This window comes from Rhodococcus sp. AH-ZY2 (genome assembly GCF_030916465.1).
Taxonomy (GTDB): Bacteria; Actinomycetota; Actinomycetes; order Mycobacteriales; family Mycobacteriaceae; genus Rhodococcus; species Rhodococcus ruber.
In genome coordinates, this window is record NZ_CP126458.1 from 1,807,972 (window position 1) to 1,834,160 (window position 26,189).

The window sequence follows — 26,189 nt, forward strand, 5'->3', positions numbered from 1 at the left end:
TGCGTCGGTGCGCGATATTCTGAGACGGCCGTCGGGCGGGCGCCACGACGGACTCGGGAGTGGACGACACCGTGGGAGAATTGCAGCCCGGTTCCGTGTTCGCCGGGTACCGCATCGAACGCCGCCTCGCGACCGGGGGCATGGGCAGCGTCTACCTGGCGCGGCATCCCAACCTGCCGCGTTTCGTTGCACTGAAGCTGCTCGACCTGTCGGCGAACGCGAATCCCGGCAACCGCAGCCGGTTCCTCCGGGAGGCCGATCACGTCGCGCGGCTCGAACATCCCAACATCGTCACCGTGTACGACCGCGGCAACGTCGGCGACCAGTTGTGGATTGCGATGCAGTACGTGGACGGCACCGATGCGGTGGGCGCTCTGCGAGAGGGGCCGATGCGTCCGGCGCGCGCCGTGCGCATCGTGTCCGAGACCGCTCGGGCACTCGATCACGCGCATGCGCACGGTGTGCTGCACCGCGACGTCAAGCCCGCGAACATCCTGCTCGCCCCGAGCAGCGGAAGTGAACCGGAGCGCGTCCTGCTCGCGGACTTCGGGATCGCCAAGAGTCTCGGCAGCACGGCGGTCACCGAGACCGGCAACCTCGTCGCCAGCCTGCAGTACGCCTCCCCGGAGCAGATCGAGGGACGGCCGCCCGGCCCTCGCACCGACGTCTACGCCCTGGGGTGCACGCTCTATCAGTTGCTCACGGCGCGGCCCCCCTTCCCGGGAACCGAGGCGGCGCATCTGGTCCACGCACATCTGCATCTGGCCCCGCCACGTCCCACCGCGGCGCGGCCCGAGCTACCACCCGCGCTCGACGCGGTGATCGCCCGCGCGATGGCCAAGCGGCCCGAGGATCGTTTCCCCACGTGCGGCGCGCTGGCCGCAGCCGCGCGCGCCGCTCTCGACGAGCCGGTCACCGAGCCGACGCGGACGGTCTCCGCCGCGTCGACCGCCACCCCGGTGTCTCCCGGGCCCCCTGCCGCGTCCGGACATCCGGGGGCGCGTTCTCCGCGGCCGCTGCTCGTGCTGCTGGGCGTGGTGGCGGCTGTCACGCTGGCCGGGGCACTGACCGGGATCCTGCTCGCCCGCGACGGCTCGCAGGACGCGGACGTGCGGGCCGGCATCTCGGCCACCGGACGGGTCGACACCCCCGGCCCGGCCACGCTTCCTTCGGTGTCCGTCCCGGCCACGGCGGAGATCACCGACATCACCACCTCCGCCCTCGCACCGACGACCACCGCCGCGCCACAGAGCCGCCCGGACCGCATCCCCGTCGCGCAGGCAGGTATCCGGGGCTTCGACGACGACATCGGGCCGCGCTGCAACGCTGCCGACGAGGCCGTCGCGGTGGCGCGCACTTCGGAATCTCGGGTCTTGGTGTGCCGCAACGGCTTCGACGGCCTCTACTACAAGGGTCTGCGACTCGGCGACGGCGCCGACATCGAGCTGGCCGATGCCGTCCCGGACGCCGCCGGATTCACGGTCGTGTCGGGACCTGTGCGCTACACGTTCGACCGGAACGAACTGCTGATCATCGAGAACGGAACGGTCACCACCCGCGAACAGGTGCTCCAGTTCTGGTCGGCGTATCCCTGAAAGGCCGCTCGCCCGGGGCGACCGGAACGGAGTGATCACCGGAAGCGACCGCCATACCCGTCTTCGAAGGGACCGACCACCGATCGGTGAGCCGACCGTCGAAGAAGCCACCCGTGCGGGGACCTGCCCGCTCGCTGTGGGGGAGCGGCCGTCCGCCGGACCCGGCATCACGGGCGCGTGCGCGACGAACGTCGGCTGGGGACGGTGCCACGCTGCGTGCTCGTCGACGTGCCCGCCTGCGACGACCTCGTCGCACCGTCCGGGCGGGCCGACGGGATCGGCACGTCCGGGTGCCCCGCCGCCGGCCCGATCCTCGCTGTCCGCAGAGTGCGGGAACCCGGTGTGGCAGTCTGAATCGATGCGAGTGGCAGTGGTGGCCGGGCCGGACGCGGGGCATGCGATCCCCGCGATAGCCCTGAGCCTGCGGCTGGCCGAGGCGGGCGACGACCCGGTTCTGTTCACCGGCGAGCGGTGGCTGGGCCTGGACCTCGACGGCGTGACCCTGGCCCCGCTCGCCGGCCTGGCGCCGCGCCCGGAGGACGACGATGCCGATGCCGGCGCCCGCATCCATGCCCGCGCCGCGCACATCGCGGCGGAGATGCTGCCCGGGCTCAGCGCCCTGCTTCCCGATCTCGTCGTCTCGGACGTCCTCACCGCCGGCGGCGGCATGGCCGCGGAACGTCTCGGCATCCCGTGGGTGGAGTTGTCGCCCCATCCGCTGTATCTGCCCTCGCGGGGGTTGCCGCCCGTCGGGAGCGGTCTCGCCCCCGGCACCGGCCTGCGCGGCCGGGCGCGGGACGCGGTGCTGCGGGCGGCGACCGCCCGCTCGATTCGGCAGGGGGAGCGCGAACGGGCGCAGGCGCGCGTCGGGATCGGCCTGGCCGCGCGGGATCCGGGACCGGCAGCCCGGCTCGTCGCCACGCTTCCGGCCCTCGAGGTGCCGCGACCGGACTGGCCCGCGCAGGCGCACGTCGTGGGCCCGCTGCTGTGGGAACCCACCCGCGAGGTCCTGGAGCCGCCCGCCGGCGACGGACCCCTGGTGATGGTGGCGCCGTCCACCGCGGCCACCGGCGTGCCCGGCCTGCTCGACGCCGTGTGCGCGGGTCTCGGCGGCTCCGGGATGCGGATCGTCGTCGCGATGCTCGAGCCGCCCGAGCGGGCCTGGCCGGACGGTGTCGTGGCCGGGCACGGCCGGCAGGACCTGCTGCTCGAGCAGGCCGACGTGGTGGTGTGTGGCGGCGGGCACGGGATGCTCGCCAAGGCGCTGAGCGCCGGGGTGCCCGCCGTGGTGGTGCCCGGCGGCGGCGACCAGTGGGAACTGGCCAATCGGGCCGCCCGGCAGGGCAGCGCGGTCGTCGTGCGGCCACTCGAGCCGGGCGCACTGCGGGCGGCTGTGGACACCGTGCTGGCCGAGCCGCGCTTCGCCCGGTCGGCGCGCCTGGCCGCCGCGACGGCAGCGCAGGTCGAGGACCCGATCGCCGTCTGCCGCGGCGTCGTGCCCGAGGTACGGTGACGCGGGTGCGGTGACGCGGGCGCGGTGATGGGACAGGCGCCGGGCGCCGGGGCCCACGCCGGAGAGCGACTACCGTGGCTCGGGTGCGACTGACCGAATTCCACGAGTATGTCCGCAACGAGTTCGGGCAGATGCGTGGCGACGCCCTGCTCCGTGACCACGTCCTGCTCTCCCTCGGCGGGCACACCGCCGCCGAGGCCATCGAGGCCGGGCAGGAACCCCGCGAGGTGTGGCGGGCCCTGTGCGACGAATTCGACGTCCCGCCCGCACGCCGGTGAACCGCCGCGCCGTTCCGTTCGAACAATTGTTCGCCTATGCTGGGGCGCGGGTGGTGGAGAAGTAGTCCACAGGCGTCCGATTCATCCACAGATCCGGCCGCTCGCCGGTCGGGACGGCGAACTTGTCGGTGCCGGACTCTAACGTCATCGGCAAGCAAGACGAGACTCGAAAAGGGGACCACGATGGCACCACAGGCACACGATCGCGACAAGGCGCTCGAACTGGCGCTCGCGCAGATCGACAAGAGCTTCGGCAAGGGCTCGGTGATGCGCCTGGGGGAGGAGTCCCGCCAGCCCATCGCCGTGATCCCGACCGGCTCGATCGCACTCGACGTCGCGCTCGGCATCGGTGGCCTCCCGCGCGGACGGGTCGTCGAGATCTACGGCCCGGAATCGTCCGGTAAGACGACGGTCGCGCTGCACGCGGTCGCCAACGCCCAGGCCGCCGGCGGCATCGCGGCCTTCATCGACGCCGAGCACGCTCTCGATCCGGAGTACGCCCGCAAGCTCGGCGTCGACACCGACGCCCTGCTCGTGTCGCAGCCGGATACCGGTGAGCAGGCACTCGAGATCGCGGACATGCTGATCCGTTCCGGCGCGCTCGACATCATCGTGGTCGACTCGGTGGCGGCCCTGGTGCCGCGCGCCGAGATCGAGGGCGAGATGGGTGACAGCCACGTCGGACTGCAGGCCCGCCTGATGAGCCAGGCACTGCGCAAGATGACCGGCGCGCTCAACAACTCCGGCACCACCGCGATCTTCATCAACCAGCTGCGCGAGAAGATCGGCGTCATGTTCGGGTGCTTCTCCTACGGCACCCGGGTCCAGCTGGCCGACGGCACGACGGAGAAGATCGGCAAGATCGTCAACCAGAAGATGGACGTCGAGGTGATGTCCTACGATCCCGACACCGACAGCATCGTGCCGCGCCGGATCGTGAACTGGTTCGACAACGGCCGTGCCGACCATTTCCTGCAGTTCACTGTGGAGAAGTCCGGAGGGAACGGTCGGTCTCAGTTCGCCGCGACTCCGAACCATCTCATCCGTACACCGGGAGGGTGGACCCCTGCCGGTGAGATCATCGCCGGTGACCGCGTCCTCTCGATGGAACCGCATCGCCTGAGCGACCAGCAGTTCCAGATCGTCCTGGGCTCGTTGATGGGGGACGGCAATCTCTCCCCGAACCGGCGTGACCGCAACGGCGTTCGCTTCCGCATGGGGCACGGTCCTGCGCAACACGCGTACCTCGACTGGAAGACGAATCTGCTCGGCAACATCGGGCACTCCGTGCGGGAGAACGACAAGGGTGCGAAGTTCGTCGACTTCACGCCGCTGCCCGAGCTGGCGGAGCTGCAGCGCGCCGTGTACCTCGGGGACGGCAAGAAGTTTCTCTCGGAGGAGTATCTGAAGTCGCTCACACCGCTTGCGCTGGCGGTCTGGTACATGGACGACGGGTCGTTCTCTGTGCGTTCCAAGGGAGTGCAGCAGCGTACCGAGGATGGAAGTGGCCGTATCGAGATCTGTGTGGAGGCCATGAGCGAGGGCTCGCGCGCACGTCTGCGCGACTACCTGCGAGATGTCCACGGACTCGACGTTCGGCTGCGACTCGCCGGCGCCGCGCAGAAGGCCGTGCTGGTCTTCTCCACGTCGGCCTCCGCGAAGTTCCAGGAGATCGTTGCGCCGTACATGGCCCCTTCGATGGAGTACAAGTTGCTGCCCCGCTTCCGCGGTCTCGGCATCGTGGCTCCCGAATTCGTGGAGCCGACTCAGCGGCTCGTCCCCTCGCGTGTGCTCGACGTGCACGTGAAGCCGCCGACCCGGTCGATGAGCCGTTTCGATATCGAGGTCGAGGGCAACCACAACTACTTCGTCGACGGTGTAATGGTTCACAATTCACCCGAAACGACCACCGGCGGTAAGGCTTTGAAGTTCTACGCGTCGGTGCGACTGGATGTGCGGCGCATCGAGACCCTCAAGGACGGCTCCGATGCGGTGGGCAACCGCACCCGCGTCAAGGTCGTCAAGAACAAGGTGTCGCCGCCCTTCAAGCAGGCCGAGTTCGACATCCTCTACGGCCACGGCATCAGTAAGGAGGGCTCGCTCATCGACATGGGTGTCGAGCAGGGCTTCATCCGCAAGTCCGGCTCCTGGTACACCTACGAGGGCGATCAGCTCGGTCAGGGCAAGGAGAACGCCCGCAAGTTCCTGCTCGAGAACACCGACATCCGGGACGAGATCGAGAAGAAGATCAAGGAGAAGCTCGGGATCGGGGCGGATATCACCGCCGAGAACGCCGACGAGCCCGCCGACTTCTGAGTAGGGCATTGGACGGCGACTCCCGTCGCGGTGACCGGCGCGGCGGCGACCGGCCCGGTGGTGGAACAGAGGCACAGGCCAAGGACCTGTGCCTCCGTCTGCTGACCGACCGGGCTCGCAGCCGCGCCGAACTCGCCGCGAAGCTCGAACAGAAGGGCTTCGCCGCGGACGTCGCCGAGCGGACCCTCGACCGGTTGACGGAGGTCGGTCTCGTCGACGACGCCGAGTTCGCCCAGCAGTGGGTACGCTCCCGCCACCTGTACGCCGGGAAGGGCAAACGTGCCCTGGCCATGGAGCTGCGCCGCAAGGGAATCGGGCAGGTCGAGGCCGCGGAGGCACTCGAGCAGATCGACGGCGACGACGAGCGCGCCCGTGCCACCGAACTGGTGCGCAAGAAGCTGCGCACCCAACCGCCGCTGCCCACGGAGGGCGACCGGCGCGAGATCGCTGCGGAGCGGGACAAGGTGGTGCGACGGCTGGTCGGCATGCTCGCCCGCCGGGGATACCCGCAGGGCCTGGCCTTCGAGGTGGTCCGCAACGAACTCGCCGGGCACGATTCCGGGCCCGGCGAATTCGCCGCCGACTGACGCGTTACCGGCGCTTGTCGTGGTCGCTCGTGATGTCCACCCCGGGCACGGTCATGCCGGACAGCACGTTGTCGGGCGCGTTCTCGTCGGCCTCCGGCATCGCGGCCCGGTTCTTGCGCCCGGTGCGCAGGCGACGTTCGAGCCGGGTCGCGAGGATCGTCAACGCGCCGTTGAGCACGATCATGATCGCCGCCACCACGAGCAGCGACGGCAGGTAGTTGCCGAAGAACGCACCGAGCTGCTGACCGGATCGCACGACTTCGACGTAGCCGATGAGGTAACCGAGTGCGGAGTCCTTCAGGGCCACCACCATCTGCGAGACGATCGCCGGCAACATCGCGGTGACGGCCTGCGGCAGCAGGATCAGGCGCATGATCTGGCTCTTGCGCATGCCCAGCGCCGAAGCGGCCTCGGTCTGTCCGCGGGGCAGGGACCGGATGCCGGCACGCACGATCTCGGCGATCACCGAGCCGTTGTAGAGGGTCAGGCCGGTGACCACCGCCGCCAGTGCCAGATACTCCGACTGGAAGACCTGGTACTCGGCGAACAGCTGGTAGGCGAAGATCATCAGGATCAGCACCGGGATCGCCCGGAACAGCTCGACGACGAACCCGGACACGGCGCGCACGGGCCGGTGATCGGAGAGCCGGCCGATGCCCAGTGCGGCCCCGAGAAGCAGGGCGAGCACGATCGATATCGCCGCGGCGACGAGGGTGCCGCGGATGCCGGGGATCAGGTACGTGGTCCACGAACTCGATTCGAGGAACGGGTCCCACTTGTCGCTGGTGAGCTGACCCTTGTCGTCGAGCGCCCGGTAGACGAAGTAGCCGACGGCGACGAGCAGCACGGCCACCGCCGCCGAGGCGACGTGGTAGAGGGTTCGCGCCCGGGGACCGGGAGCGTCGTAGAGGACGGTTGCGCGGCCGGTGCTCACCGGGACACCTCGAATCGCGTGCTCAGCCAGCCGAACAGCAGGCCCGTGGGCAGGGTCAGGATCACGAAGCCGAGGGCGAAGATGCCGCCGATGACGAAGATCTGCGCCTCGTTCTCGATCATGGTCTTCATCAACAGGGAGGCCTCCGAGACGCCGATGACGGACGCGATCGTCGAATTCTTGGTCAAGGCGATCAGCACGCTACCGAGGGGGGCGATCACCGCACGGAACGCCTGAGGCAGCACGATCAGGCGCAGATTCTGGCCGAAGGTCAACCCGAGGGAGCGGCCTGCCTCGGCCTGCCCGACGTTCACGGTGTTGATGCCCGAGCGCAGCGACTCGCAGACGAACGCCGCGGTGTACACGCTCAGTCCCAGCACGGCGAGCCGGAAATTGTTGTCCACCAGGAACGTCGGCGACGACTGCGGTGCCAGGCTGATGCCGAGCGTCTGCGACAAGCCGAAGAGACAGAAGATGATGATCAGCGTCAGGGGGGTGTTGCGGAAGATCCCCACGTACACGGTGCCGACCGCCCGCGCCACCGGTACCGGGGACACGCGCATCCCGGCGAGGATCGTTCCGAGGATCAGCGCGCCGATCGCCGAGAGCACCGTCAATTGCACAGTGGTCCAGAAGGCGTCGATCAACTCGTCGCCGTACTTGCTCAACAGATCCACAGGTCAACTCCACCGATCGGGGACTGGGGTCCGGCCGGCCCGCGACGAGTCGTCGCACGGGCCGGCCGGACGGCATGGGACGGTCAGTAGCGGTCGACCTGCGGCGGCTCCGGCAACGGGTACCCGGACGGGCCGACGGTGGACTCGAGGGCCGCCTGCCAGGCACCGCTCGCGATCATCTCCTCGATCGCGTCGTTGAGCAGAGTGCGGGACTCGGTGTCACCCTTGGCCAGGCCGATGCCGTAGCGCTCCTCGGTGAACGGCTCGCCCACGACCTTCAGCTGCCCCGGGTACTGCGCCGCGTAACCCGCGAGGATGATGTCGTCGGTGGTCACGGCGTCGACCGCGCCGTTGCGCAGCGCCTCGACGCAGGCGGAGTACGTGTCGAACTCCTGCAGCTGCACATCCTGCGCGTAGGTGTCCTTGACGTTCTGGGCGGGAGTGGAACCGGCCACCGAGCACAGCCGCTTACCGCCGCTGAGCGACTCCGGTCCGGTGATGTCGGTGTTGTCGGCCCGCACGAGCAGCGACTGGCCCGCGACGAAGTACGGCCCGGCGAAGTCGACCTTCTCCTTGCGCGCGTCGGTGATCGAGTAGGTGGCGACGATGTAGTCGACCTCACCGTTCTCGATGAGCGTCTCGCGCTGCGGGGACGGAGCCTCCTTGAACTCGATGTTCTCCGGCGCCACCCCCAGCTGCTGCCCGACGTACTTCGCGACCTCGACGTCGAACCCGCTGAAGGTGCCGTCGGGGTTGCGCAACCCGAGTCCGGGCTGGTCGAACTTGATGCCGACGACGAGGGAGCCGCTCTCGGCGGACTGCGACACGCTGCGCTGCTCGTCTCCGCCACACGCGGTGGCGAGCACAGCGACGGCGATCGCGCCGATGCCCAGGCGAACCGAGCGGGTGATTCTCATCGAGTACCTCCGTGTTGTGGGTGGTGCCGCCGGATGCGGCAGCGACGCCGGGTCAGTGACTGAGGATCTTGCCGAGGAAATCCTGGGCGCGGGCGGACTTGGGCGCGGTGAAGAACGTGTCGGGATCGGTGTCCTCGACGATCTGCCCGTCCGCCATGAACAGCACGCGGTTGCCGGCCTTGCGGGCGAAACCCATCTCGTGGGTCACCACGAGCATCGTCATGCCCTCCCGGGCCAGGGACGTCATGACGTCGAGCACTTCCTGGACCATCTCGGGATCCAGCGCCGACGTCGGTTCGTCGAACAACATGACCTTCGGGTTCATCGCCAGGGCCCGCGCGATCGCGACGCGCTGTTGCTGCCCGCCCGAGAGCTGGGCGGGGTACTTCTCCGCCTGGTTGGCGATGCCGACCCGGTCGAGAAGCTGCAGCGCCTGCTCCTTGGCCTCGTTCTTGCCCTTGCGACGGACCTTCACCGGGGCGAGCATGACGTTCTCGAGGATCGTCTTGTGCGCGAACAGGTTGAACGACTGGAACACCATGCCCACGTCGGCGCGCAGCGCCGCGAGCGCCTTGCCCTCCGCGGGGAGCACCTTGCCGTCCACCCGGATCTCACCCGAGTCGATCGGCTCGAGCCGGTTGATGGTCCGGCACAGGGTGGACTTGCCGGACCCGGACGGCCCGACCACGATCACGACCTGCCCCGCAGGTACGTCCAGATTGATGTCCTGCAGCACGTGCAGGGCTCCGAAGTGCTTCTGCACCTCCGACATCGAGATCATCGGGGGTGCGCCGCCCGTCGAGCCGGAGGGCTTCTCGGATTCGACCGCCGCTGGTGTCATGGTCAGAACCCTATGCTGCCCGTGCCGCCGTGCAGCAACTTTCGGAAGCCGAGTTCGGACTGCGTAATGGAAAATTTACGGTCGGCGCCGAAAGGCCGGAGCCGGTTCGCCCCGCGGCGACGGGCGATGGACTAAGTTGTCTCCCTTGGCGTTGTTTCCCTCGGCCCACTGCGGGGCCGGCCGGGTCCGTGAGCTAGGCTGAGACGTGTCATCGATCGACCGTGAACCCCCCAACGCCCCGGCCGCCCTCGACGCGACCGGCGAGGCCGCCGCCCGCACCTACGAGGTGCGCACCTACGGCTGCCAGATGAACGTGCACGACTCCGAGCGGCTGTCCGGGTTGCTCGAGGACTCCGGATTCGTCAAGGCCGGGCCGGGTGCGGCCGCCGACCTCGTGGTCTTCAACACCTGCGCGGTGCGTGAGAATGCCGACAACAAGCTCTACGGCAACCTGAGCCATCTCCGGCCGGTCAAGGATGCCAAGCCCGACATGCAGATCGCCGTCGGCGGGTGCCTCGCCCAGAAGGACCGCGAGGTCGTCGTGAAGAAGGCGCCGTGGGTCGACGTCGTGTTCGGCACGCACAACATCGGCAACCTGCCGGCACTGCTCGATCGTGCCCGGCACAACCGCCGCGCCGAAGTGGAGATCCTCGAATCCCTCGAGGCGTTTCCCTCGACCCTGCCGGCCCGGCGCGAGTCCAGCTACGCCGGGTGGGTGTCGATCTCCGTCGGCTGCAACAACACCTGCACCTTCTGCATCGTCCCGTCGCTGCGCGGCAAGGAGGTGGACCGCCGGCCCGGTGACATCCTCGCCGAGGTCCGCGCGCTCGTCGACGAGGGCGTGCTCGAGGTGACCCTGCTCGGGCAGAACGTCAACTCCTACGGCCGATCGTTCGCCGACCCCGAGCAGCCCCGGGACCGGGGCGCGTTCGCCGCGCTGCTGCGCGCGTGCGGCGACATCGAGGGCCTCGAACGGGTCCGGTTCACCTCCCCGCACCCCGCGGAGTTCACCGACGACGTCATCGAGGCGATGGCCGAGACCCCGAACGTGTGCCCGCAGCTGCACATGCCGCTGCAGTCGGGTTCGGACCGCGTCCTGCGTGCGATGCGACGGTCGTACCGCAAGGAGCGATTCCTCGGGATCATCGAGAAGGTGCGCGCGGCCATGCCGCACGCGGCGATCACCACCGACATCATCGTCGGATTCCCCGGCGAGACCGAGGACGACTTCCAGGAGACCCTCGACGTCGTCGAGAAGGCCCGCTTCACCAGCGCCTTCACGTTCCAGTATTCCAAGCGTCCCGGCACTCCCGCCGCGGAGATGGACGACCAGCTGCCCAAGGCCGTGGTCCAGGAACGGTACGAACGACTCATCGCCCTGCAGGAACGGATCACCCTCGAGGGGAACCGCGCGCTCGTGGGTGCTCAGGTCGAACTGCTCGTCGCCGCGGGGGAGGGCCGCAAGGATGCCGAGACCGCCCGAATGAGCGGTCGCGCCCGGGACGGCCGGCTCGTGCATTTCCGGCCCGAGGGGAACGTCGACCGTGCGGTCCGCCCCGGCGACATCGTCACCGTCGTGGTCAGCGAGGCCGCTCCCCATCATCTCGTCGCGGACACCCCGATCCTGACCCACCGGCGCACCCGCGCGGGCGACCGGTTCGAGCAGGGCCGCACACCCAAGACACCACCCATCGGTGTCGGACTCGGTCTCCCGCAGATCGGTGCGCCCGAACCGCTTCCGGCCCGGACGGGATGCGGGGCATGACGGCGGGCGGCCCCGACGAGGGCAGGACCCCCGGCGACGGTGCCGGGAACGACGGAAGGGATCCGATGGACGAAGTCCGTGCCGACCTCGAAGCGGCCGAACGCAAGATCGCCGGTGAGATCGACCCGGGCGCCCGGGCGCTCGTCGTCGCGGTCGGGGTGCTCGTGCTGCTCGGCTCGTTCAGCCTGCCCCACGCCGGGGCGGCCAACGGGTGGGAGGTGCTGTCCTTCGCCCCCGATGCGACCGCCGAATCCATTGCCCTGCCGTCCCGCATCTTCGTGTGGCTCGCCCTGGTCTTCGGCTCGATCTTCGCCATCCTGGCGCTCGTCACCCGCCGATGGGTGCTGGCGTGGCTGGCGCTGGCCGGCTCCGCGGTGTCGATCGTGTTCGGCATGCTCTCGATCTGGACCCGGCAGACCCTGCCCGTCGGCGACCCGGGAGCGGGACCGGGCATCGGCCTGATCCTGGGCTGGTTCGCCGTCATGGTGCTCACCTTCCACTGGGCGAAGGTGGTGTGGACGCGCACCGCGCTCCAGCTCGCCGCCGAGGCGGAGCTGCGGGACGCCGCCGCCCGGGACGAGAACAAGGGCCTGCTCGACGACTGATCGTCCCGGAACCGCACGAACCACGGTGCCCCCGGCTCGAACGAGCCGGGGGCACCGTGGTGTCCGGGCTCGGTCGTGCTCGCGGTTCGGTCGTGTCCGGGTTCGGTCGTGTCCGGGTTCGGTCGTGCCCGGGGTTCACCGCTCCCCGACGGCACCTTCCGCGGCGTCGGCCCACTCCCGCCACTGCTGCGCCTGCGCGAGGGCGCTCTCGGCGTCCTTCGGGCGGCCCGCCGCGGTGGCCTTGGCCGCCTGCTCCTCGAACTGGCGCACACGCTCCCGGAACTGGGCGGCACGGGCCAGCGCCTCCGGGTCGGTGCGCCGCCACTCGGACTCGGCGGCCTCGCGGACCCGCTTCTCGATCGCCCGCAGACGACTCTCGAGGTCGTGCATACGTTCCCGCGGGACCTTGCCGATCTCCTCCCACCGGTCCTGCAGTTCGCGAAGCCGGGCCCGGGCGGCGTCGATGTCCGCCGACGGATCGATCGACGCCGCCGACTGCAGCAGCGCCTCCTTCGCCCGCGCGTTCTCCTCGAACTCGGCGTCCCGCTCCGAGGCGGCGGCGTTGCGGGCGGCGAAGAACACGTCCTGGGCGCCCTTGAACCGCTTCCACAGCTGATCGTCGGCCTCGCGCGGGGCGCGGCCGGCCGCCTTCCACTCCGCCAGCAGTTCGCGGAACGCGGCCGCCGTCGCCCCCCAGTCCGTCGAGTCCTGCAGGTCCTCGGCCCGCGCGACGAGTTCCTCCTTGCGGGCCCGTGCGGCGGCACGCTCACGGTCCAGTTCGGCGAAGTGCGCGCCACGCCGTCGGTTGAACGCCTCGCGGGCCTTCGAATAACGCCGCCACAGCGCGTCGTCCACCTTCCGGTCCACGCCGCGGATCGTCTTCCACTCCTCGAGGATCTCCCGCAACCGGTCACCGGCGGCCTTCCACTGCGTCGACTCGGCGCCGATCTGCTCGGCCTCCGCCGCGAGGGCCTCCTTGCGGGCGGTGGCCGCTGCCCGCTGGTGCTCCTTCTCCTGTTTCGCGGCGAGAGCCGCCTTCTCGGAGTCCGCCACGATCGCCGCAAGCCGTGCGGCGAGGGTATCGAGGTCACCGATCACCGCGGCGGTGGGAAGGGACTCCGCGAGCGCCTGGGCGGCCGCCCGGGTCTTCTTCGCATCGCCGGTGCCCGAACTCAGCCGCGACTCGAGAATTGCCACCTCGGTCGCGAGGTCGTCGTATCGGCGGCCGAAGTGGGCCAGACCCTCGGCGGCGTCGCCCGCCTGCCAGGACCCGATGCACCGCTCGCCCTCGGCGGTCTTCACCCACGCCGTGCCGTCCTCGTCGACGCGGCCCCACCGGCTCGGATCGCTGGCCGGAACGGTGGGCTGCGGGTGGGGATGGGCAGCCGGGTGCGGTTTGGGAGCCGAGGTCTCGGCGGCCGGCCGCTGCCGACCCGGTTTGGGGGCGCCCGGCTTCGGAGCGCGGGATTCCTGGGTTGCGTTCGGGTCGGTCATCGGTCCTCATCTCTGCCGCGCGGCACGGCTGCCTGGTCGCATTGGTTCGCGTGGTCGGGCCGCGGAGGTCGCTCCGAGACCACGCCCGCCCACTATTGAAACAGGTCGCACGGCCGCGAGTCGGCGGGTCGGGTCGACTACGGTGGCCCGTGTGTTGATCGCCGCGGCGTTCGTGCCGTCCCCGCCCCTGCTCGTTCCCGAGCTGACCGGCTCCGCGGCCGCCGAGACCGCCGACCTGCGCGCCGCCGTGCTCGCCGTGGGGACGGAGCTGCGTGCCGCGGCACGGTGGGTCGTCGTCGGTGCGGGCACGGACGCCACGGACGTCCCGGACACCGCCGTCGGAACGTTCCGTGGCTTCGGCGTCGACCTGGTCGTCGCGCTCGGGCCGGCGGCCACGGGGACCCCCGATCCGCAGCTGCCGCTGCCGGCGCTGATCGCGGGCTGGCTGCGCGACCGGACCGCACCGGTCGTGCGCGCCACCACGCACGTCGTGCCGGCCGGGACGACCCCGCAGGACTGCGCCCGGCTCGGGCGGCAGCTGCGCAGCACCCTGGACGCGGACCGCACCCCGACGGCACTGCTCGTGGTGGCCGACGGTCCCGCCACGCTCACCGCGAAGTCTCCCGGCTCCTACCGTCCCGAGGCGCAGAACCTGGACGAGGCGCTCGGCGTCGCCCTCGCGGTCGGCGACGTCGCCGCCCTCGCCGCGCTCGACCCGGCACTCTGCGCCGAAACGGTCTGCGACGGCCGCGCGGCCTGGCAGGTGCTGGCCGCGGTGTTCGGTCCCGAGGGACCGGCGTCGGCCGCCACGACCCACAGCAGCGCGCCGTACGGGGTCGGATACCACGTGGGGATGTGGCGGCCGTGAGCGTCGACCCCGTCCGCCCGGTCGCCGTCGTCGGCCCGACGGCCACCGGAAAGTCCGACCTGGGCCTGGATCTCGCCGAGGAACTCGGCGGGGAGATCGTCAACATCGACGCGATGCAGCAGTACCGCGGCATGGACATCGGCACCGCCAAGCTCGCCGTCGGCGAGCGCCGCGGCATCGCCCATCATCAGCTCGACGTCCTCGACGTCACCGAGACTGCCACGGTCGCGCGGTATCAACAGGCCGCGACCGCCGACGTGGAGGCGATCCGGTCGCGCGGCGTCGTGCCGATCATCGTCGGCGGCTCGATGATGTACGTCCAGGCGCTCCTCGACGAGTGGCAGTTCCCCGCGACGGATCCGCAGGTCCGCGCCAAGTGGGAGGCGCTGCTCGCCGACGAGGGGGTGGCCGCGGTGCACGACGCGCTCCGCCGGGCCGACCCGGTGGCCGCGGCGACGATCCTGCCCACCGACGGTCGCCGCATGGTCCGCGCACTCGAGGTCGTCGAACTCACCGGGGCGCCGTTCGCGGCGTCGCAGCCGCAGATCGGCGAACCCAGATGGGGGACGGTCGTGCTCGGGGTGGACCGGGACACCGCGGCGCTCGACGACCGGATCGCGCGGCGCACGGACCGGATGTTCGAGCAGGGGTTGGTCGACGAGGTCGCGGCGCTGTGCGAACGGGGGCTGCGCGAGGGGGTCACGGCTCGCCGGGCGATCGGGTACGCGCAGGTACTCGAGTACCTGGCCGGGGAGTGCGACCTCGCACACGCGCGGGAGCGCACCTTCATCGGCACCCGGCGCTATGTGCGCCGGCAACGCTCGTGGTTCCGCCGGGACCCACGGGTGCACTGGATCGACGGCGCCGATCCTGCGCTGCGGGACGCGGCGCTTCGAGTTCTCGCCGGGGCGGACCGTCGTTAAGGTGGCGGCATGGACTTCAGCAAGGGCCACGGCACCGAGAACGACTTCGTGATCCTTCCCGATCCGGAGGTGCGGATTTCCCTCGAGCCGAAGCGGGTGGCGGCGTTGTGCGACCGTCGTCGTGGTCTCGGCGCCGACGGGGTCCTGCGGGTGGCGCGGGCCGGGGCGCTCGTCGACGCGGGGGTCCTGCCCGCGTTGCCGGAGGGGACGGCCGCCGACGACTGGTTCATGGACTATCGCAACGCCGACGGGTCGATCGCGGAGATGTGCGGCAACGGGGTGCGGGTGTTCGCGCACTTCGTCACCGCCGGCGGGTTCGAATCGCGTGACGCGTTCGTCGTCGGCAGTCGCGCCGGCGGCAAGCCGGTGCAGGTGCACAGCGCCGACGCGACGCACGGCGACGTCACCGTCGACATGGGCGTGGTGCGCGAGCTGGGGGAGTCGACCGCGACCATCGAAGGCCGGGTGTACCGCGGTCTGGGCATCGACGTCGGGAACCCGCATCTGGCCTGCGTCGATCCGCACCTGACCGCGGCGACCCTGGCCGCCCTCGACCTGTCCGGTCCGGGTTTCGACCCCGGCTTCTTTCCCCAGGGCGTCAACATCGAGTTCCTCACCCCGATCGCCGCGGGCGCGGTGGACATGCGGGTGTACGAGCGGGGGGTGGGCGAGACCCGGTCCTGCGGCACCGGCACGGTCGCCGCCGCCGCGGCGGCGCTGCGCTTCGACGGCGCCGACTCCGGCACCGTCCGGGTGCACGTCCCCGGCGGGGCGGTGCAGGTGCGCCTCGAGGACGGCCGGGCCGCGCTGCGTGGCCCCTCGGTGCTGGTCGCGTCGGGCACGATCGGCGATCACTGGTGGGACGGCCTGGACTGACTGTCACGGCGACGCCGCGTCGTCGCACGGTTTCGCCCTGCGCGGACACCGGGAAAGTCGCATGCGTCCGCGCGCCCGAAGTGGGACGATGGTCGTGTATGACGAACACACGACGAAACGAATCGGCCACCGGCGACACGGACCGCGTCCCCGGCTGGGCCGCCGCCGACCCGTCGGTCGGCGAGATGCAACTCGAGGACCGCAGCGCCCTGCGCCGCGTCGCTGGGTTGTCCACCGAACTCGAGGACATCACCGAGGTCGAGTACCGGCAGCTGCGCCTCGAACGGGTCGTGCTCGTCGGGGTCTGGACCGGAGGCACCGCGGTTCAGGCCGAGGCGAGTCTCGCCGAGCTCGCCGCCCTGGCCGAGACCGCCGGTTCCCAGGTGCTCGAGGGCCTGATCCAGCGCCGGGACCGTCCCGACGCCGCGACCTACATCGGTTCCGGCAAGGCCGAGGAACTGCGCCAGGTGGTTCTGGCCACCGGCGCCGACACCGTCATCTGCGACGGCGAGCTCACCCCCGCGCAGCTGACCGCCCTGGAGAAGATCGTCAAGGTGAAGGTCATCGACCGCACCGCGCTGATCCTCGACATCTTCGCCCAGCACGCGACCTCCCGCGAGGGCAAGGCGCAGGTATCGCTCGCGCAGATGGAGTACATGCTGCCGCGGCTGCGAGGCTGGGGCGAATCGATGTCGCGGCAGGCCGGTGGCCGTGCCGGCAGCAACGGGGGCGTGGGCCTGCGTGGTCCCGGCGAGACGAAGATCGAGACGGACCGTCGCCGTATCCGCGAGCGGATGGCCAAGCTGCGCCGCGAGATCAAGGCGATGAAGTCCGTTCGCGACACCAAACGCACCCGGCGGATGCGCAACCGCATCCCGTCGGTCGCGATCGTCGGCTACACCAATGCCGGCAAGTCGAGCCTGCTCAACAAGCTCACCGGTTCCGGTGTGCTGGTGCAGAACGCGTTGTTCGCGACGCTCGATCCGACCACCCGCCGGGCCGAACTCCCGGACGGGCGCGAGTACGTGCTCACCGACACCGTCGGGTTCGTGCGGCACCTGCCGACCCAGCTCGTCGAGGCGTTCCGGTCGACCCTCGAGGAGGTCACGGACGCGGACCTGCTGCTGCACGTCGTCGACGGGTCCGACCCGCTGCCGACCGACCAGATCAAGGCGGTGCGCGAGGTGATCACCGACGTGCTGCGCGAGTCCGACGCGCCGCCGCCGCCCGAGCTCATCGTGGTGAACAAGGTCGACGCCGCAGACCCGCTGACCGTCGCCGAACTGCGTGCCCTGCTCCCCGACGCGGTGTTCGTCTCGGCGCGCAGCGGCGCGGGACTCGACGATCTGCGCGAGCACCTCGCCGCGCTGCTCGAACACCCGGACGTCGAGGTGAAGGTGCTGCTGCCGTACACACGAGGGGACCTGCTCGCGCGGATCCACTCGGACGGGCAGGTCCTGACCTCCGCGCACGAGGTGGACGGTACGCGCGTGCACGCCCGCGTGCCGCGGGCCCTCGCGTCGGCCCTGGTCGAGTACGCCGCCTAGTGCGCGGCGCTCTCGTCGCCCTGGTGGTCGCGACGGTGTCGTCGCCGGCCGCCGCGGCGCAGACCACCGCCCCGGTCGCCGCGGCGCAGACCACCGCCCCGGCCGCCGAGGTCGACGGGAGCGTGTTGTGCACCCCCGCCGATCCTGGCCTCGCGGAACTGTCGGGCCTGGCCGTCGCCGGGGGGCGACTGTTCGCGGTGCCGGACGCCGGTGCCGACGAGGCGGTCTTCGAGCTGGGGGACGACTGTGCGGTGCTGCGACGCATCCCGCCGGCCGTCGACCCGTACGACGTGGAGGACCTGGCCGCGGGTCCGGACGGCCGGCTCTGGCTCGGCGACCTCGGCGACAATCGCGCCGCACGCGACACCGTCGCGTTGATCTCGGTCGACCCGCAGACCGGCGCGGGGAGTCTGCACCGGCTCGCCTACCCCGACGGCCCACGCGATGCGGAGACGCTGCTCGTCCCCCGCGACGGGGTGCCGCTGATCGTCTCCAAGCCCCTGTTCGGCAGCGCCGGCCTTTACCGGCCGGCCGGCGGACGAAGCGTGGACGAGCTGCCCGAGCCGGGTCCGGTCCCTCTCGAACGCATCGGGACCGTCACCCTCGGTCCCACGGACACCCCCGGTGGCCCCGTCGGCGGGGCGTCCTCCACGTTGATCACCGGCGGCGCGATCAGTCCCGACGGCACCGTCGCCGCGGTACGCACGTACACCGACGTCCACCTCTTCCACGCTCCCGACGGCGACGTCGCGGCGGCGCTCGCGGCGGGACCGTCCCTGCGGGTGCCGGTGCCCGGTGAACCCCAGGGCGAGGCGGTGGCCTTCACCGCGGCCGGGGATCTGCTGACCGGGTCCGAATCCGCCGGGGGTGCCCTGCCGGCGGTGCGGGTGTGGCGTGATGTGGTGACCCTTTTCCGGCCCGCGGCCGCGCCGGAGCCGGCGCAGGCCCCGCGGGGCGCGATGCCCGCGGCGATCGCCGCGGGCATCGTGGTGGTCGCCGCCGCTGCCGGCGGGCTGTGGCGACGGTCCTCGCGCCGGCGCCGGGGCTGAGGTCAGGCGTCGAGGTCCGCGGCCACCAGTTCGGCGATGCGGGCGAGCACGTCGGCGTCGTCGCTGGTGACGGTGACCTCGGTGCCCTGGGTGGCGCCGAGCGTCATGACGAGCAGCGCCGAGCCCGCGTCGACGGGTTCGCCGCCGTCCACGGCCAGGGTCACCGGGACGCCGGAGGCGACCACGGCTTCGGCGATGATCCCGGCCGGCCGGGCATGCAGGCCGATGGACGAGCCGACGGTGACGGTGGTGCTGGGCATGAGAACTCCTTCGGGGTAGGGACGGTCGTCGATCGGATCGGGCGACGTCGGATCAGGCGACGGCGGGCTGGGCCGCGGTGTCGCTGCTGCGCAGGTGGGCGGGTCGGTGCACCTCCTTGGCCAGGGTCACGCAGAGCGCACCCACGACGGTGCCTGCGGCGAGGGCGACGAGGAACCACAGCAGGTTGCCGATGGCGAAGAACACGAAGATGCCGCCGTGCGGGGCGCTGAGGGTTGTCCCGGTGGCCATCACGATCGCACCGGTGACGGCGCCGCCGGCCATCATGGACGGGATCACCCGCAGCGGGTCCGCCGCCGCGAACGGGATCGCTCCCTCGGAGATGAACGAGGCGCCGAGCAGCCAAGCGGCCTTGCCGTTCTCACGCTCGGCGGTGCTGTAGATCCCCGGCCGCAGAGTCGACGACAGCGCCATCGCCAGCGGCGGCACCATACCGGCGGCCATCACGGCCGCCATGATCTGCAGCGAGGCGTTGTTCGAGACGTCGAGCCCGGCGACGGCGAAGGCGTAGGCGGCCTTGTTGACCGGGCCGCCGAGGTCGAAGCACATCATCAAGCCGAGGATCACGCCCAGAATGACGACCGAGGTCCCGGACAGGCCGTTGAGCCAGTTCGTCAGGCCCGAGGTGATCGCGGCGAGGGGCTTGCCGAGGACGAGGAACATCAGGGCGCCGACGGCGAGGGTCGCGAACAGGGGGATGATCACCACCGGCATCAGGCCGCGAGCCCACACCGGGACGGGGATGCGACCGACCCACAGCGCGGCGAAACCGGCGATGATGCCGCCGACGAGGCCGCCGATGAATCCGGCGCCGACGAACACGGCCACCGCACCGGCGGTGAAGCCGGGTGCCAGGCCGGGCCGGTCGGCGATGGCGAAGGCGATGTAGCCGGCCAGTGCGGGTACCAGGAACGAGAACGCGAGCGAGCCGAGCTGGAAGAGCACCGCGCCGAGGTAGGTGGGCAGGCCACCGGCCGGCAGGTCGGCGAGCGAGTTGTTCACCACGATGTCGGCGGCGGAGTCGGTGATCTCGTATCCGCCGAGCAGGAAGCCGAGGGCGATGAGCAGGCCGCCCGCGGCGACGAACGGAATCATGTAGCTCACGCCGGTCAGCAGGATCTGCCGCAGCCGGATCCCCCAGCCCACCTCGCCGGAGGAGGGTTCGTCGGCGGCAGCGGCGGCGGCGGCCGCGTCGACGGTACTCGCGGACGGATCCTTCGCCGCGCGGACCGCCTCGGCGACCATCACGTCGGGCTCGTTGATGGCTCGTTTGACACCCGAGGCGATAACCGGTTTGCCCGCGAACCGTTCCCGGTTCTTCACACCGACGTCCGTGGCGAAGATGACGGCGTCGGCGCCGGCGATCACGGACGCCGGCAGCGGGGTGCTGCCGCTCGAGCCCTGGGTCTCGACCCGCACCGTGACCCCGGCACGCTCACCCGCGGCCTTCAGGGCATCGGCGGCCATGTAGGTGTGGGCGATCCCCGTCGGGCAGGCAGTGACAGCGACGATGGTGCGCTCGGCGGTCGCGGGGGCCGGCGTGGGTTCGGTGACGGGAACGGGCGGGGCAGGTTCGGCAGCCGCAGTGGTGGTCGGCGCGGGCTTCGGCAGCACTCCCTCGACCAGCGCGATCACGTCCGCGGCAGTGGCGGCCTCGCGCAGCGACCCGACGAAGTCCGGCCGCACGAGCGCTCGGGCGAGCGACGAGAGCAGCTTCATGTGCTCGGCGCCGCCCCCTTCCGGGGCGGCGATCAGGAACACGAGGTCCGCGGGTCCGTCGGGGGCGCCGAAGTCCACCTTGGGGGACAGCCGCGCGAAGCCGAGCGATGCGGTGACGACGGCGTCCGCGCGGCAGTGCGGGATGGCGATCCCACCCGGCAGGCCGGTGGCCGACTTGGCCTCCCGGTCCAGGGCGGCGGCCGTCAGTGCCGCCGCGTCGGTGGCGCGGCCGGCGTCGGCGAGCCGCGCGGCCAGCGCGGCGATGACCGACTCCTTGTCGGCGCCGAGGTCTGCGTCGAGTGCGATCAGGCCGTCGTCGATGATCGCGGGCCCGGAGGCGGGGCCGGAGGCGAGGTCTGGCATGGCGTGTCCTTACTGGTGGTGAGGGAGGGCCGGGGAGGGGGTGCCGAGGGGGCGGGGACTGATCGGGGTGACCTCGACGGCGCCGGTGTCGACGTCGTCGGGTCCGGGCAGCGTGGTGCCGGGGAGGGCCACGGCTGCCGAGCCGTATGCGACAGCGTGGCGGAGCCGCTCGGCGGGATCGAGTCCGGCCAGCTCCGCGACGAGATAACCGGCGAGGGAGGAGTCGCCGGCACCGACGGTGCTGCGGGCGGTCACGGGGCCCGGTACTGCGTGCCAGGCACCGTCGGCGGTGACCAGGACCGCGCCGGCCGCACCGAGTGTGGCCAGTACCGCCCCCACGCCACGTTCGACGAGCCGGCGTCCCGCGGCGACGACGGGTCCGGTGTCACCGGCGGCCGCCGCGGATTCCAGGGTGGTGGCGTCTGCGCCGGTGAGTTGCGCGAGCTCGTCCGAGTTCGGCTTGAGCAGATCGGGTGCGGCATCCGGGAACCCTGCCGCGAGCGACAGCAGGGGGGACTCGGAGGTGTCCACGGCGATTCGGCAGGCGGACCCGTCTACGGTGGCACGAACGGAGCGGACGAGGTCGGCGTACCAGTCGGCGGGCACGCCGGGCGGTAGGGATCCGGACATCACCAGCCAGTGAGCGGCGGCGGCGGTGTCGACGACGGTGTGGCGCAGCGACTCCAGGGTGCCGTCGGTGTACGCCGGCCCGGGTTCGTTGAGTTTGGTGGTGGTGCCGTCGGGCTCGGCGACGGTGATGTTGCTGCGGGCGGGACCCCCGGTCGGCACGGCGCGGTAGCCGATGCCGTGGTCGTCGAGCGCGGTGAGCAACGGGTCGCCGGTGTTTCCCGGCAGGACGGCCAGGACCGGTCGTCCGGCCGCGCGGAGCACCCGGGCGACGTTGACGCCCTTGCCGCCCGGGTCCACCCGGGTGGCGGCGGCGCGGTGCACGGCACCGCGGACGAGCGGGCCGGTCAGCGCGACCGTCCGGTCCAGGCTGGGGTTGGCGGTCAGCGTGACGATCATGCCGTCACCACCTCGATTCCGTTGTCGGTGAGCTCTTTGCAGTCGGTGTCGTCGATCTCGGTGTCGGTGACGAGCACGTCCACGGCGTCGACCGGGGCGAAGCTGATGAGGTGCTGTCGGCCGATCTTGGAGGAGTCGGCGAGGACCACGACCCGGTCGGCGCAGCGCACCATCGCACGTTTGACGGCGGCCTCGTCCGGGTCGGGAGTGGACAGGCCGTGGCCGACACTGAGTGCATTCGTGCCGATGAAGGCGACGTCGACGTGCAGCGCGCGAAGGAACCGCAGCGCGTCCTCGCCGACCGTGGCCTGCGTGATCCCACGGACCCGGCCGCCGAGCATGTGCAGATGCACCGATCCGAGGCCGGCGAGCCGTGCGGCGATGGGAACCGAGTTGGTGACCACCTCGAGGTCGACGTCGGCGGGCAGGGCCGCCACCAGGCGGCTGGTGGTGGTGCCGGCGTCGAACACCACGCTGCCACCGGCGGCGGGGAGGTACCGGGCTGCCGCGGCCGCGATCCGGTCCTTCTGGGCGGCGTGGGTGTGCTCGCGCTCGTTCAGCGCGGGTTCGGTGACGGTGAGTGCGGCGGTGGGGATTGCGCCGCCGTGCACGCGGCGCACATGTCCGAGCCGTTCGAGCAGGGCCAGATCCCGGCGGACGGTCTCGGTGGTGACGCGGAAACGGGTCGCGAGATCGGCGACGGACATCCGTCCCCGTCGGCCGATCAGCTCGGCGATCGCCTGCTGCCGTTCCTCCGCGTACACACCGGGCTCCTTGCTGCTGAATGTTGTTTCATGTTGTTTTACGCCCGTATGTGTTGACATGTCAATGGTTCGGAGTAATCTCGATCACAGAGTTACCCCGGACGCACATCCCGACACACCGGGCGGCGAGGAGGAGACATGGAGAAGGTGATCCCCGCAGCGGCGGCGATCTCGATCGTGCGGGGCACGCCGGTCGTGCCCGGGGTTGCCTACGGGCCGGTCGTACGCCCCGCGCCGCGGCCGCAGATTCCCACCACGTTCGAGCGCATCCCGGACACCGCGCGCGACGCCGAGGCCGAGCGCTTCCGGGTGGCTGCCGCCGCGGTCGCGGATCGGCTGCGCGGTCGCGCCGGCCGGGCCTCGGGCGCCGCCGCCGAGGTCCTGCTCGCCAACGCCCAGCTCGCCGAGGACCGCGGGTGGCTCGGCGCCGTCGCCGCGAAGATCCGCAACGGAGCCGGCGCGATCGAGGCCGCGGTCGGCGCCACCGATCAGTTCGCCGACATGTTCACCAAGCTCGGCGGGCTGATGGCCGAGCGCGTCACCGATCTTCTCGACATCCGCGACCGGGTGATCGCCGAACTCGCCGGCCATCCGGAACCGGGTCTCGACCTGCCCGACGAGCCGTCCATCCTGCTCGCGGAGGATCTCGCCCCCGCCGACACCGCGGGCCTCGATCCGACCCGGGTGATCGGACTCGCCACCACCCTCGGCGGGCCCACCAGCCACACCGCGATCATCGCCCGCCAGCTCGGTATCCCCTGCGTGGTCGCGGCGGCCGACCTCGACACCGTCCCCGCCGGCACCCGCGTCCTGCTCGACGGCGCTGCCGGTGAGCTCCGCCTCGACCCCGACCCCGACGAGGCAGCGGCCGCCGTCGCCGCGGACCGCAGCGAGCAGGCGCGCGTCGCGTCGTGGGCCGGTCCGGGCACCACCGAGGACGGGCATCGCGTCGAGATCCTCGCGAACGTCCAGGACGGTGCCGGTGCCCGCGCGGCCCGCGCGACCCCCGCAGAGGGGGTCGGGCTGTTCCGGACCGAGCTGTGCTTCCTGGACCGGGAAACCGAGCCGACCGTCGAGGAGCAGGCGGAGATCTACGCCGAGGTGTTCGGCGCCTTCGCCGGCCGCAAGGTCGTCCTGCGGACCCTCGACGCGGGCTCCGACAAACCGCTGCGCTTCGTCGACCATCCCGTCGAGCACAACCCGGCACTCGGCCTGCGCGGCATCCGGATTGCGACCGCCACCGAAGGTCTGCTCGACCGGCAGCTCGACGCCGTCGCCGCCGCGGCCGAGCGCACGAGCACCGAGCCCTGGGTGATGGCACCGATGATCGCGACCGTCGCCGAGGCCGCACACTTCGGCGCCGCCGTCCGTGCCCGCGACCTCGTGCCCGGGGTGATGGTGGAGGTGCCGGCCGCCGCGCTGCTCGCCGAACGTCTCCTCGAACACGTCGACTTCCTGTCGATCGGCACCAACGACCTCGCGCAGTACACGATGGCTGCGGACCGCATGTCGCCCCACCTCGCGTCCCTCACCGACCCGTGGCAGCCGGCCGTGCTGGCCCTGGTCGCCCGCACCGCCGCCGCCGGACGCGCCGCCGGCAAGCGAGTCGGGGTGTGCGGGGAGGCGGCCGCAGACCCGTTGCTCGGCTGTGTCCTGGCCGGCATGGGCGTCACCTCGTTGTCGTGTGCCGCCGCGGCCGTCGCCGGTGTCGGGTCCCGCCTGGCCGCGGTGACCCTCGACCGCTGCCGCGAGGCCGCGGACGAGGTCCTTCGCGCCGTCGACCCCGGCGAGGCCCGCGACGCGGCGGCCCGCGTACTCGCCTGACGCACGTGATCGGCGCCGGGAGTCACCGACGCGACCGGACCGGGGACGCCTACCATTCCCCGTTGTGAAGGAACAACTGAGGACGCGGACGGCCGGATTCGGCTGGACCCTGCACGGCGACGGGCGTCGCGTTGCCGACGGCGAGGTCGTCGCCCCGGACGAACGGCTGTCCTGGCCCCGCACCGTGGGCATCGGCATGCAGCATGTCGTCGCCATGTTCGGCGCGACACTGCTCGTGCCGACGATCACCGGCTTCCCGGTCACCACGACGCTGCTCTTCTCCGGCATCGGCACTGCCCTGTTCCTGCTGATCACCCGCGGGCGGGTACCCAGCTACCTCGGCTCGTCGTTCGCGTTCATCGCACCGCTCACGGCCTCGGCCGGTGCGGGCCCCGCCGCCCAGCTCGGCGGCATCGTCGCCGTGGGCCTCGCTCTCGGGCTCGTCGGGCTCGTCGTCAAGGCGTCGGGATCCCGCGTCGTCGACGCACTGATGCCCCCGGTGGTGACCGGCGCGATCGTCGCGCTCATCGGCTTGAATCTCGCGCCGGTCGCGGTCGGGTCCTTCGAAGCGCAGCCGCTCGTCGCGGCGATCACGCTGACCGCCATCCTGCTGGTCACCGTGCTCGGCCCCGGCCTCCTCGGTCGCCTCGGCATTCTCGTCGGTGTCGTCATCGGCTGGGTGTTCGCCGCCGTCACCGGCGGACTCGCCGAGGAACGCGTCACAGCCCTCCGTGACGCCGCGTGGTTCGGCCTGCCCGAGCTGCGCGCCCCGGCGTTCGAGTTGTCCGTCGTACTGCTCGCCCTGCCTGTCGTGGTGGTGCTCGTCGCCGAGAACGTCGGCCACGTCAAGGCCGTGGCGGCCATGACCGGACGAAACCTCGACGACGTCGCCGGCGACGCCCTGCTCGCCGACGGCCTCGCCACGACCCTCGCCGGAATCGGAGGCGGGTCGGGCACCACCACCTACGCGGAGAACATCGGCGTGATGGCCGCGACGCGGGTGTACTCGACCGCGGCGTACTGGGTGGCCGCCGCAACCGCCGTGGTCCTCGCCTTCTCGCCGAAGTTCGGTGCCCTCGTCTTCACCGTCCCCGACGGGGTGCTCGGCGGCGCCACCCTGGTGCTGTACGGCCTGATCGGCATTCTCGGCGTGCGGATCTGGATGGAGGCCGATGTCGACTTCACCGATCCGGTCAACCTCACGGTGGCCGCCGCCGCGCTGGTGGCCGGGATCGGCGATCTCACCCTCACCGTGGGCTCCGTCGAGCTCGGCGGCATCGCGTGGGGCTCGATCGGCATCCTCGTCGCCTACCCGATCCTGCGCCGGGCGGCGGATCTGCGCCGTCCGGCGCCCGGCGCGTCCGGTCACAAATAACGCTCGTTCCTGTCAGCGTCAGACGGGCCTTCCGATGTCTACCGTGAGCGTGAC

24 protein-coding genes are annotated in these 26,189 nt (G+C 71.4%); 15 read left to right on the forward strand and 9 right to left on the reverse strand.

The window, feature by feature from the left end; genetic code table 11:
• The first annotated feature begins 59 nt into the window (after positions 1–59).
• From QNA09_RS09470 to recX, 6 genes are all read left to right on the forward strand, one after another.
• A complete protein-coding gene (locus QNA09_RS09470) occupies positions 60–1,595 on the forward strand; it encodes a serine/threonine-protein kinase (protein WP_119699722.1) in 1,536 nt (511 codons plus the stop codon).
• Positions 1,596–1,772: 177 nt separating this feature from the next.
• Positions 1,773–1,949 carry a hypothetical protein gene (locus QNA09_RS09475; protein ID WP_157179985.1) on the forward strand — a complete coding sequence of 59 codons (177 nt, stop codon included), beginning with the start codon at positions 1,773–1,775 and terminating at the stop codon, positions 1,947–1,949.
• A gap of 4 nt (positions 1,950–1,953) precedes the next feature.
• Positions 1,954–3,108 (forward strand): glycosyltransferase, encoded by a 1,155-nt coding sequence (locus tag QNA09_RS09480; protein ID WP_026137740.1) that lies wholly within the window; start codon positions 1,954–1,956, stop codon positions 3,106–3,108.
• An 83-nt stretch (positions 3,109–3,191) separates the two neighbouring features.
• On the forward strand, positions 3,192–3,386 hold the full coding sequence (locus QNA09_RS09485; protein WP_010592651.1) for a DUF3046 domain-containing protein: 195 nt from the start codon (positions 3,192–3,194) through the stop codon (positions 3,384–3,386).
• 183 nt (positions 3,387–3,569) lie between these two features.
• The gene (recA, locus tag QNA09_RS09490) at positions 3,570–5,702 is read left to right on the forward strand and encodes an intein-containing recombinase RecA (RefSeq protein ID WP_010592650.1); all 2,133 of its coding nucleotides are present in this window, start codon (positions 3,570–3,572) and stop codon (positions 5,700–5,702) included.
• Positions 5,703–5,710: 8 nt separating this feature from the next.
• Positions 5,711–6,289, forward strand: coding sequence for a recombination regulator RecX (gene recX / locus QNA09_RS09495; RefSeq protein ID WP_010592649.1), 579 nt, complete (start codon positions 5,711–5,713; stop codon positions 6,287–6,289).
• A gap of 4 nt (positions 6,290–6,293) precedes the next feature.
• Here the strand turns inward: recX and QNA09_RS09500 are convergent, their stop codons facing one another.
• The 4 genes from QNA09_RS09500 to QNA09_RS09515 all read right to left on the reverse strand — a co-directional run bounded on the left by QNA09_RS09500 (position 6,294) and on the right by QNA09_RS09515 (position 9,598).
• The gene (locus tag QNA09_RS09500; RefSeq protein ID WP_010592648.1) at positions 6,294–7,223 is read right to left on the reverse strand and encodes an amino acid ABC transporter permease; all 930 of its coding nucleotides are present in this window, start codon (positions 7,221–7,223) and stop codon (positions 6,294–6,296) included.
• Positions 7,220–7,900 carry an amino acid ABC transporter permease gene (locus tag QNA09_RS09505; protein WP_010592647.1) on the reverse strand — a complete coding sequence of 227 codons (681 nt, stop codon included), beginning with the start codon at positions 7,898–7,900 and terminating at the stop codon, positions 7,220–7,222. Before QNA09_RS09505 ends, QNA09_RS09500 begins: the two co-directional genes overlap by 4 nt.
• An 83-nt stretch (positions 7,901–7,983) precedes the next feature.
• Positions 7,984–8,817 carry a glutamate ABC transporter substrate-binding protein gene (locus QNA09_RS09510; RefSeq protein WP_010592646.1) on the reverse strand — a complete coding sequence of 278 codons (834 nt, stop codon included), beginning with the start codon at positions 8,815–8,817 and terminating at the stop codon, positions 7,984–7,986.
• 52 nt (positions 8,818–8,869) lie between these two features.
• Positions 8,870–9,598 carry an amino acid ABC transporter ATP-binding protein gene (locus QNA09_RS09515; RefSeq protein WP_010592645.1) on the reverse strand — a complete coding sequence of 243 codons (729 nt, stop codon included), beginning with the start codon at positions 9,596–9,598 and terminating at the stop codon, positions 8,870–8,872.
• Between the two features lie 274 nt (positions 9,599–9,872).
• Between QNA09_RS09515 and miaB the strand changes: the two genes are divergently transcribed.
• A complete protein-coding gene (gene miaB, locus QNA09_RS09520; RefSeq protein WP_026137739.1) occupies positions 9,873–11,423 on the forward strand; it encodes a tRNA (N6-isopentenyl adenosine(37)-C2)-methylthiotransferase MiaB in 1,551 nt (516 codons plus the stop codon).
• Positions 11,420–12,028 (forward strand): hypothetical protein, encoded by a 609-nt coding sequence (locus tag QNA09_RS09525; RefSeq protein ID WP_010592643.1) that lies wholly within the window; start codon positions 11,420–11,422, stop codon positions 12,026–12,028. The genes miaB and QNA09_RS09525 overlap by 4 nt, the downstream gene beginning before the upstream one ends.
• Before the next feature lie 135 nt (positions 12,029–12,163).
• Here QNA09_RS09525 and QNA09_RS09530 read toward each other — a convergent pair whose 3' ends face one another.
• The gene (locus QNA09_RS09530) at positions 12,164–13,522 is read right to left on the reverse strand and encodes a DUF349 domain-containing protein (RefSeq protein ID WP_010592642.1); all 1,359 of its coding nucleotides are present in this window, start codon (positions 13,520–13,522) and stop codon (positions 12,164–12,166) included.
• A 151-nt stretch (positions 13,523–13,673) separates the two neighbouring features.
• Here QNA09_RS09530 and QNA09_RS09535 point away from each other — a divergent pair, with 151 nt between their 5' ends.
• From QNA09_RS09535 to QNA09_RS09555, 5 genes are all read left to right on the forward strand, one after another.
• Complete coding sequence (locus QNA09_RS09535) at positions 13,674–14,390, forward strand: hypothetical protein (RefSeq protein ID WP_010592641.1); 717 nt, start codon at positions 13,674–13,676, stop codon at positions 14,388–14,390.
• Positions 14,378–15,313, forward strand: a complete 936-nt coding sequence (gene miaA / locus QNA09_RS09540) for a tRNA (adenosine(37)-N6)-dimethylallyltransferase MiaA (RefSeq protein ID WP_010592640.1) — start codon at positions 14,378–14,380, stop codon at positions 15,311–15,313. The genes QNA09_RS09535 and miaA overlap by 13 nt, the downstream gene beginning before the upstream one ends.
• A gap of 9 nt (positions 15,314–15,322) precedes the next feature.
• Positions 15,323–16,189, forward strand: coding sequence for a diaminopimelate epimerase (gene dapF / locus QNA09_RS09545; protein ID WP_010592639.1), 867 nt, complete (start codon positions 15,323–15,325; stop codon positions 16,187–16,189).
• Positions 16,190–16,287: 98 nt separating this feature from the next.
• Entirely contained in the window at positions 16,288–17,736 is a 1,449-nt protein-coding gene (gene hflX, locus QNA09_RS09550; RefSeq protein ID WP_010592638.1) for a GTPase HflX, read from the forward strand.
• Positions 17,736–18,785 carry a hypothetical protein gene (locus QNA09_RS09555; RefSeq protein WP_119699723.1) on the forward strand — a complete coding sequence of 350 codons (1,050 nt, stop codon included), beginning with the start codon at positions 17,736–17,738 and terminating at the stop codon, positions 18,783–18,785. Before hflX ends, QNA09_RS09555 begins: the two co-directional genes overlap by 1 nt.
• Positions 18,786–18,787: 2 nt before the next feature.
• On the opposite strand, the gene QNA09_RS09560 is transcribed toward QNA09_RS09555, so the two are convergent.
• The 4 genes from QNA09_RS09560 to QNA09_RS09575 are packed head-to-tail and all read right to left on the reverse strand — an operon-like array spanning position 18,788 to position 22,936.
• Positions 18,788–19,045, reverse strand: coding sequence for an HPr family phosphocarrier protein (locus QNA09_RS09560; RefSeq protein ID WP_003935619.1), 258 nt, complete (start codon positions 19,043–19,045; stop codon positions 18,788–18,790).
• 52 nt (positions 19,046–19,097) lie between these two features.
• On the reverse strand, positions 19,098–21,146 hold the full coding sequence (locus tag QNA09_RS09565; protein WP_119699724.1) for a fructose-specific PTS transporter subunit EIIC: 2,049 nt from the start codon (positions 21,144–21,146) through the stop codon (positions 19,098–19,100).
• Positions 21,147–21,155: 9 nt separating this feature from the next.
• Complete coding sequence (gene pfkB / locus QNA09_RS09570) at positions 21,156–22,172, reverse strand: 1-phosphofructokinase (protein ID WP_119699725.1); 1,017 nt, start codon at positions 22,170–22,172, stop codon at positions 21,156–21,158.
• Positions 22,169–22,936 carry a DeoR/GlpR family DNA-binding transcription regulator gene (locus QNA09_RS09575; protein ID WP_119699726.1) on the reverse strand — a complete coding sequence of 256 codons (768 nt, stop codon included), beginning with the start codon at positions 22,934–22,936 and terminating at the stop codon, positions 22,169–22,171. The genes pfkB and QNA09_RS09575 overlap by 4 nt, the downstream gene beginning before the upstream one ends.
• Before the next feature lie 138 nt (positions 22,937–23,074).
• On the opposite strand from QNA09_RS09575, the gene ptsP reads away from it, so the two are divergent.
• On the forward strand, positions 23,075–24,760 hold the full coding sequence (gene ptsP / locus QNA09_RS09580) for a phosphoenolpyruvate--protein phosphotransferase (protein WP_119699727.1): 1,686 nt from the start codon (positions 23,075–23,077) through the stop codon (positions 24,758–24,760).
• Between the two features lie 64 nt (positions 24,761–24,824).
• Positions 24,825–26,135, forward strand: a complete 1,311-nt coding sequence (locus QNA09_RS09585; RefSeq protein ID WP_003935614.1) for a uracil-xanthine permease family protein — start codon at positions 24,825–24,827, stop codon at positions 26,133–26,135.
• Positions 26,136–26,189 lie beyond the last annotated feature (54 nt).

What these genes read in the sequence shown, in the direction of transcription:
- QNA09_RS09480 (WP_026137740.1), top strand. Translation starts at nt 1,954, where the DNA reads ATGCGAGTGGCAGTGGTGGCCGGGCCGGACGCGGGGCATGCGATCCCC.
- recA (WP_010592650.1), top strand. Translation starts at nt 3,570, where the DNA reads ATGGCACCACAGGCACACGATCGCGACAAGGCGCTCGAACTGGCGCTC.
- QNA09_RS09510 (WP_010592646.1), bottom strand. Translation starts at nt 8,817, where the DNA reads ATGAGAATCACCCGCTCGGTTCGCCTGGGCATCGGCGCGATCGCCGTC.
- QNA09_RS09515 (WP_010592645.1), bottom strand. Translation starts at nt 9,598, where the DNA reads ATGATCTCGATGTCGGAGGTGCAGAAGCACTTCGGAGCCCTGCACGTG.
- QNA09_RS09525 (WP_010592643.1), top strand. Translation starts at nt 11,420, where the DNA reads ATGACGGCGGGCGGCCCCGACGAGGGCAGGACCCCCGGCGACGGTGCC.
- QNA09_RS09530 (WP_010592642.1), bottom strand. Translation starts at nt 13,522, where the DNA reads ATGACCGACCCGAACGCAACCCAGGAATCCCGCGCTCCGAAGCCGGGC.
- dapF (WP_010592639.1), top strand. Translation starts at nt 15,323, where the DNA reads ATGGACTTCAGCAAGGGCCACGGCACCGAGAACGACTTCGTGATCCTT.
- hflX (WP_010592638.1), top strand. Translation starts at nt 16,288, where the DNA reads ATGACGAACACACGACGAAACGAATCGGCCACCGGCGACACGGACCGC.
- QNA09_RS09560 (WP_003935619.1), bottom strand. Translation starts at nt 19,045, where the DNA reads ATGCCCAGCACCACCGTCACCGTCGGCTCGTCCATCGGCCTGCATGCC.
- QNA09_RS09565 (WP_119699724.1), bottom strand. Translation starts at nt 21,146, where the DNA reads ATGCCAGACCTCGCCTCCGGCCCCGCCTCCGGGCCCGCGATCATCGAC.
- pfkB (WP_119699725.1), bottom strand. Translation starts at nt 22,172, where the DNA reads ATGATCGTCACGCTGACCGCCAACCCCAGCCTGGACCGGACGGTCGCG.
- ptsP (WP_119699727.1), top strand. Translation starts at nt 23,075, where the DNA reads ATGGAGAAGGTGATCCCCGCAGCGGCGGCGATCTCGATCGTGCGGGGC.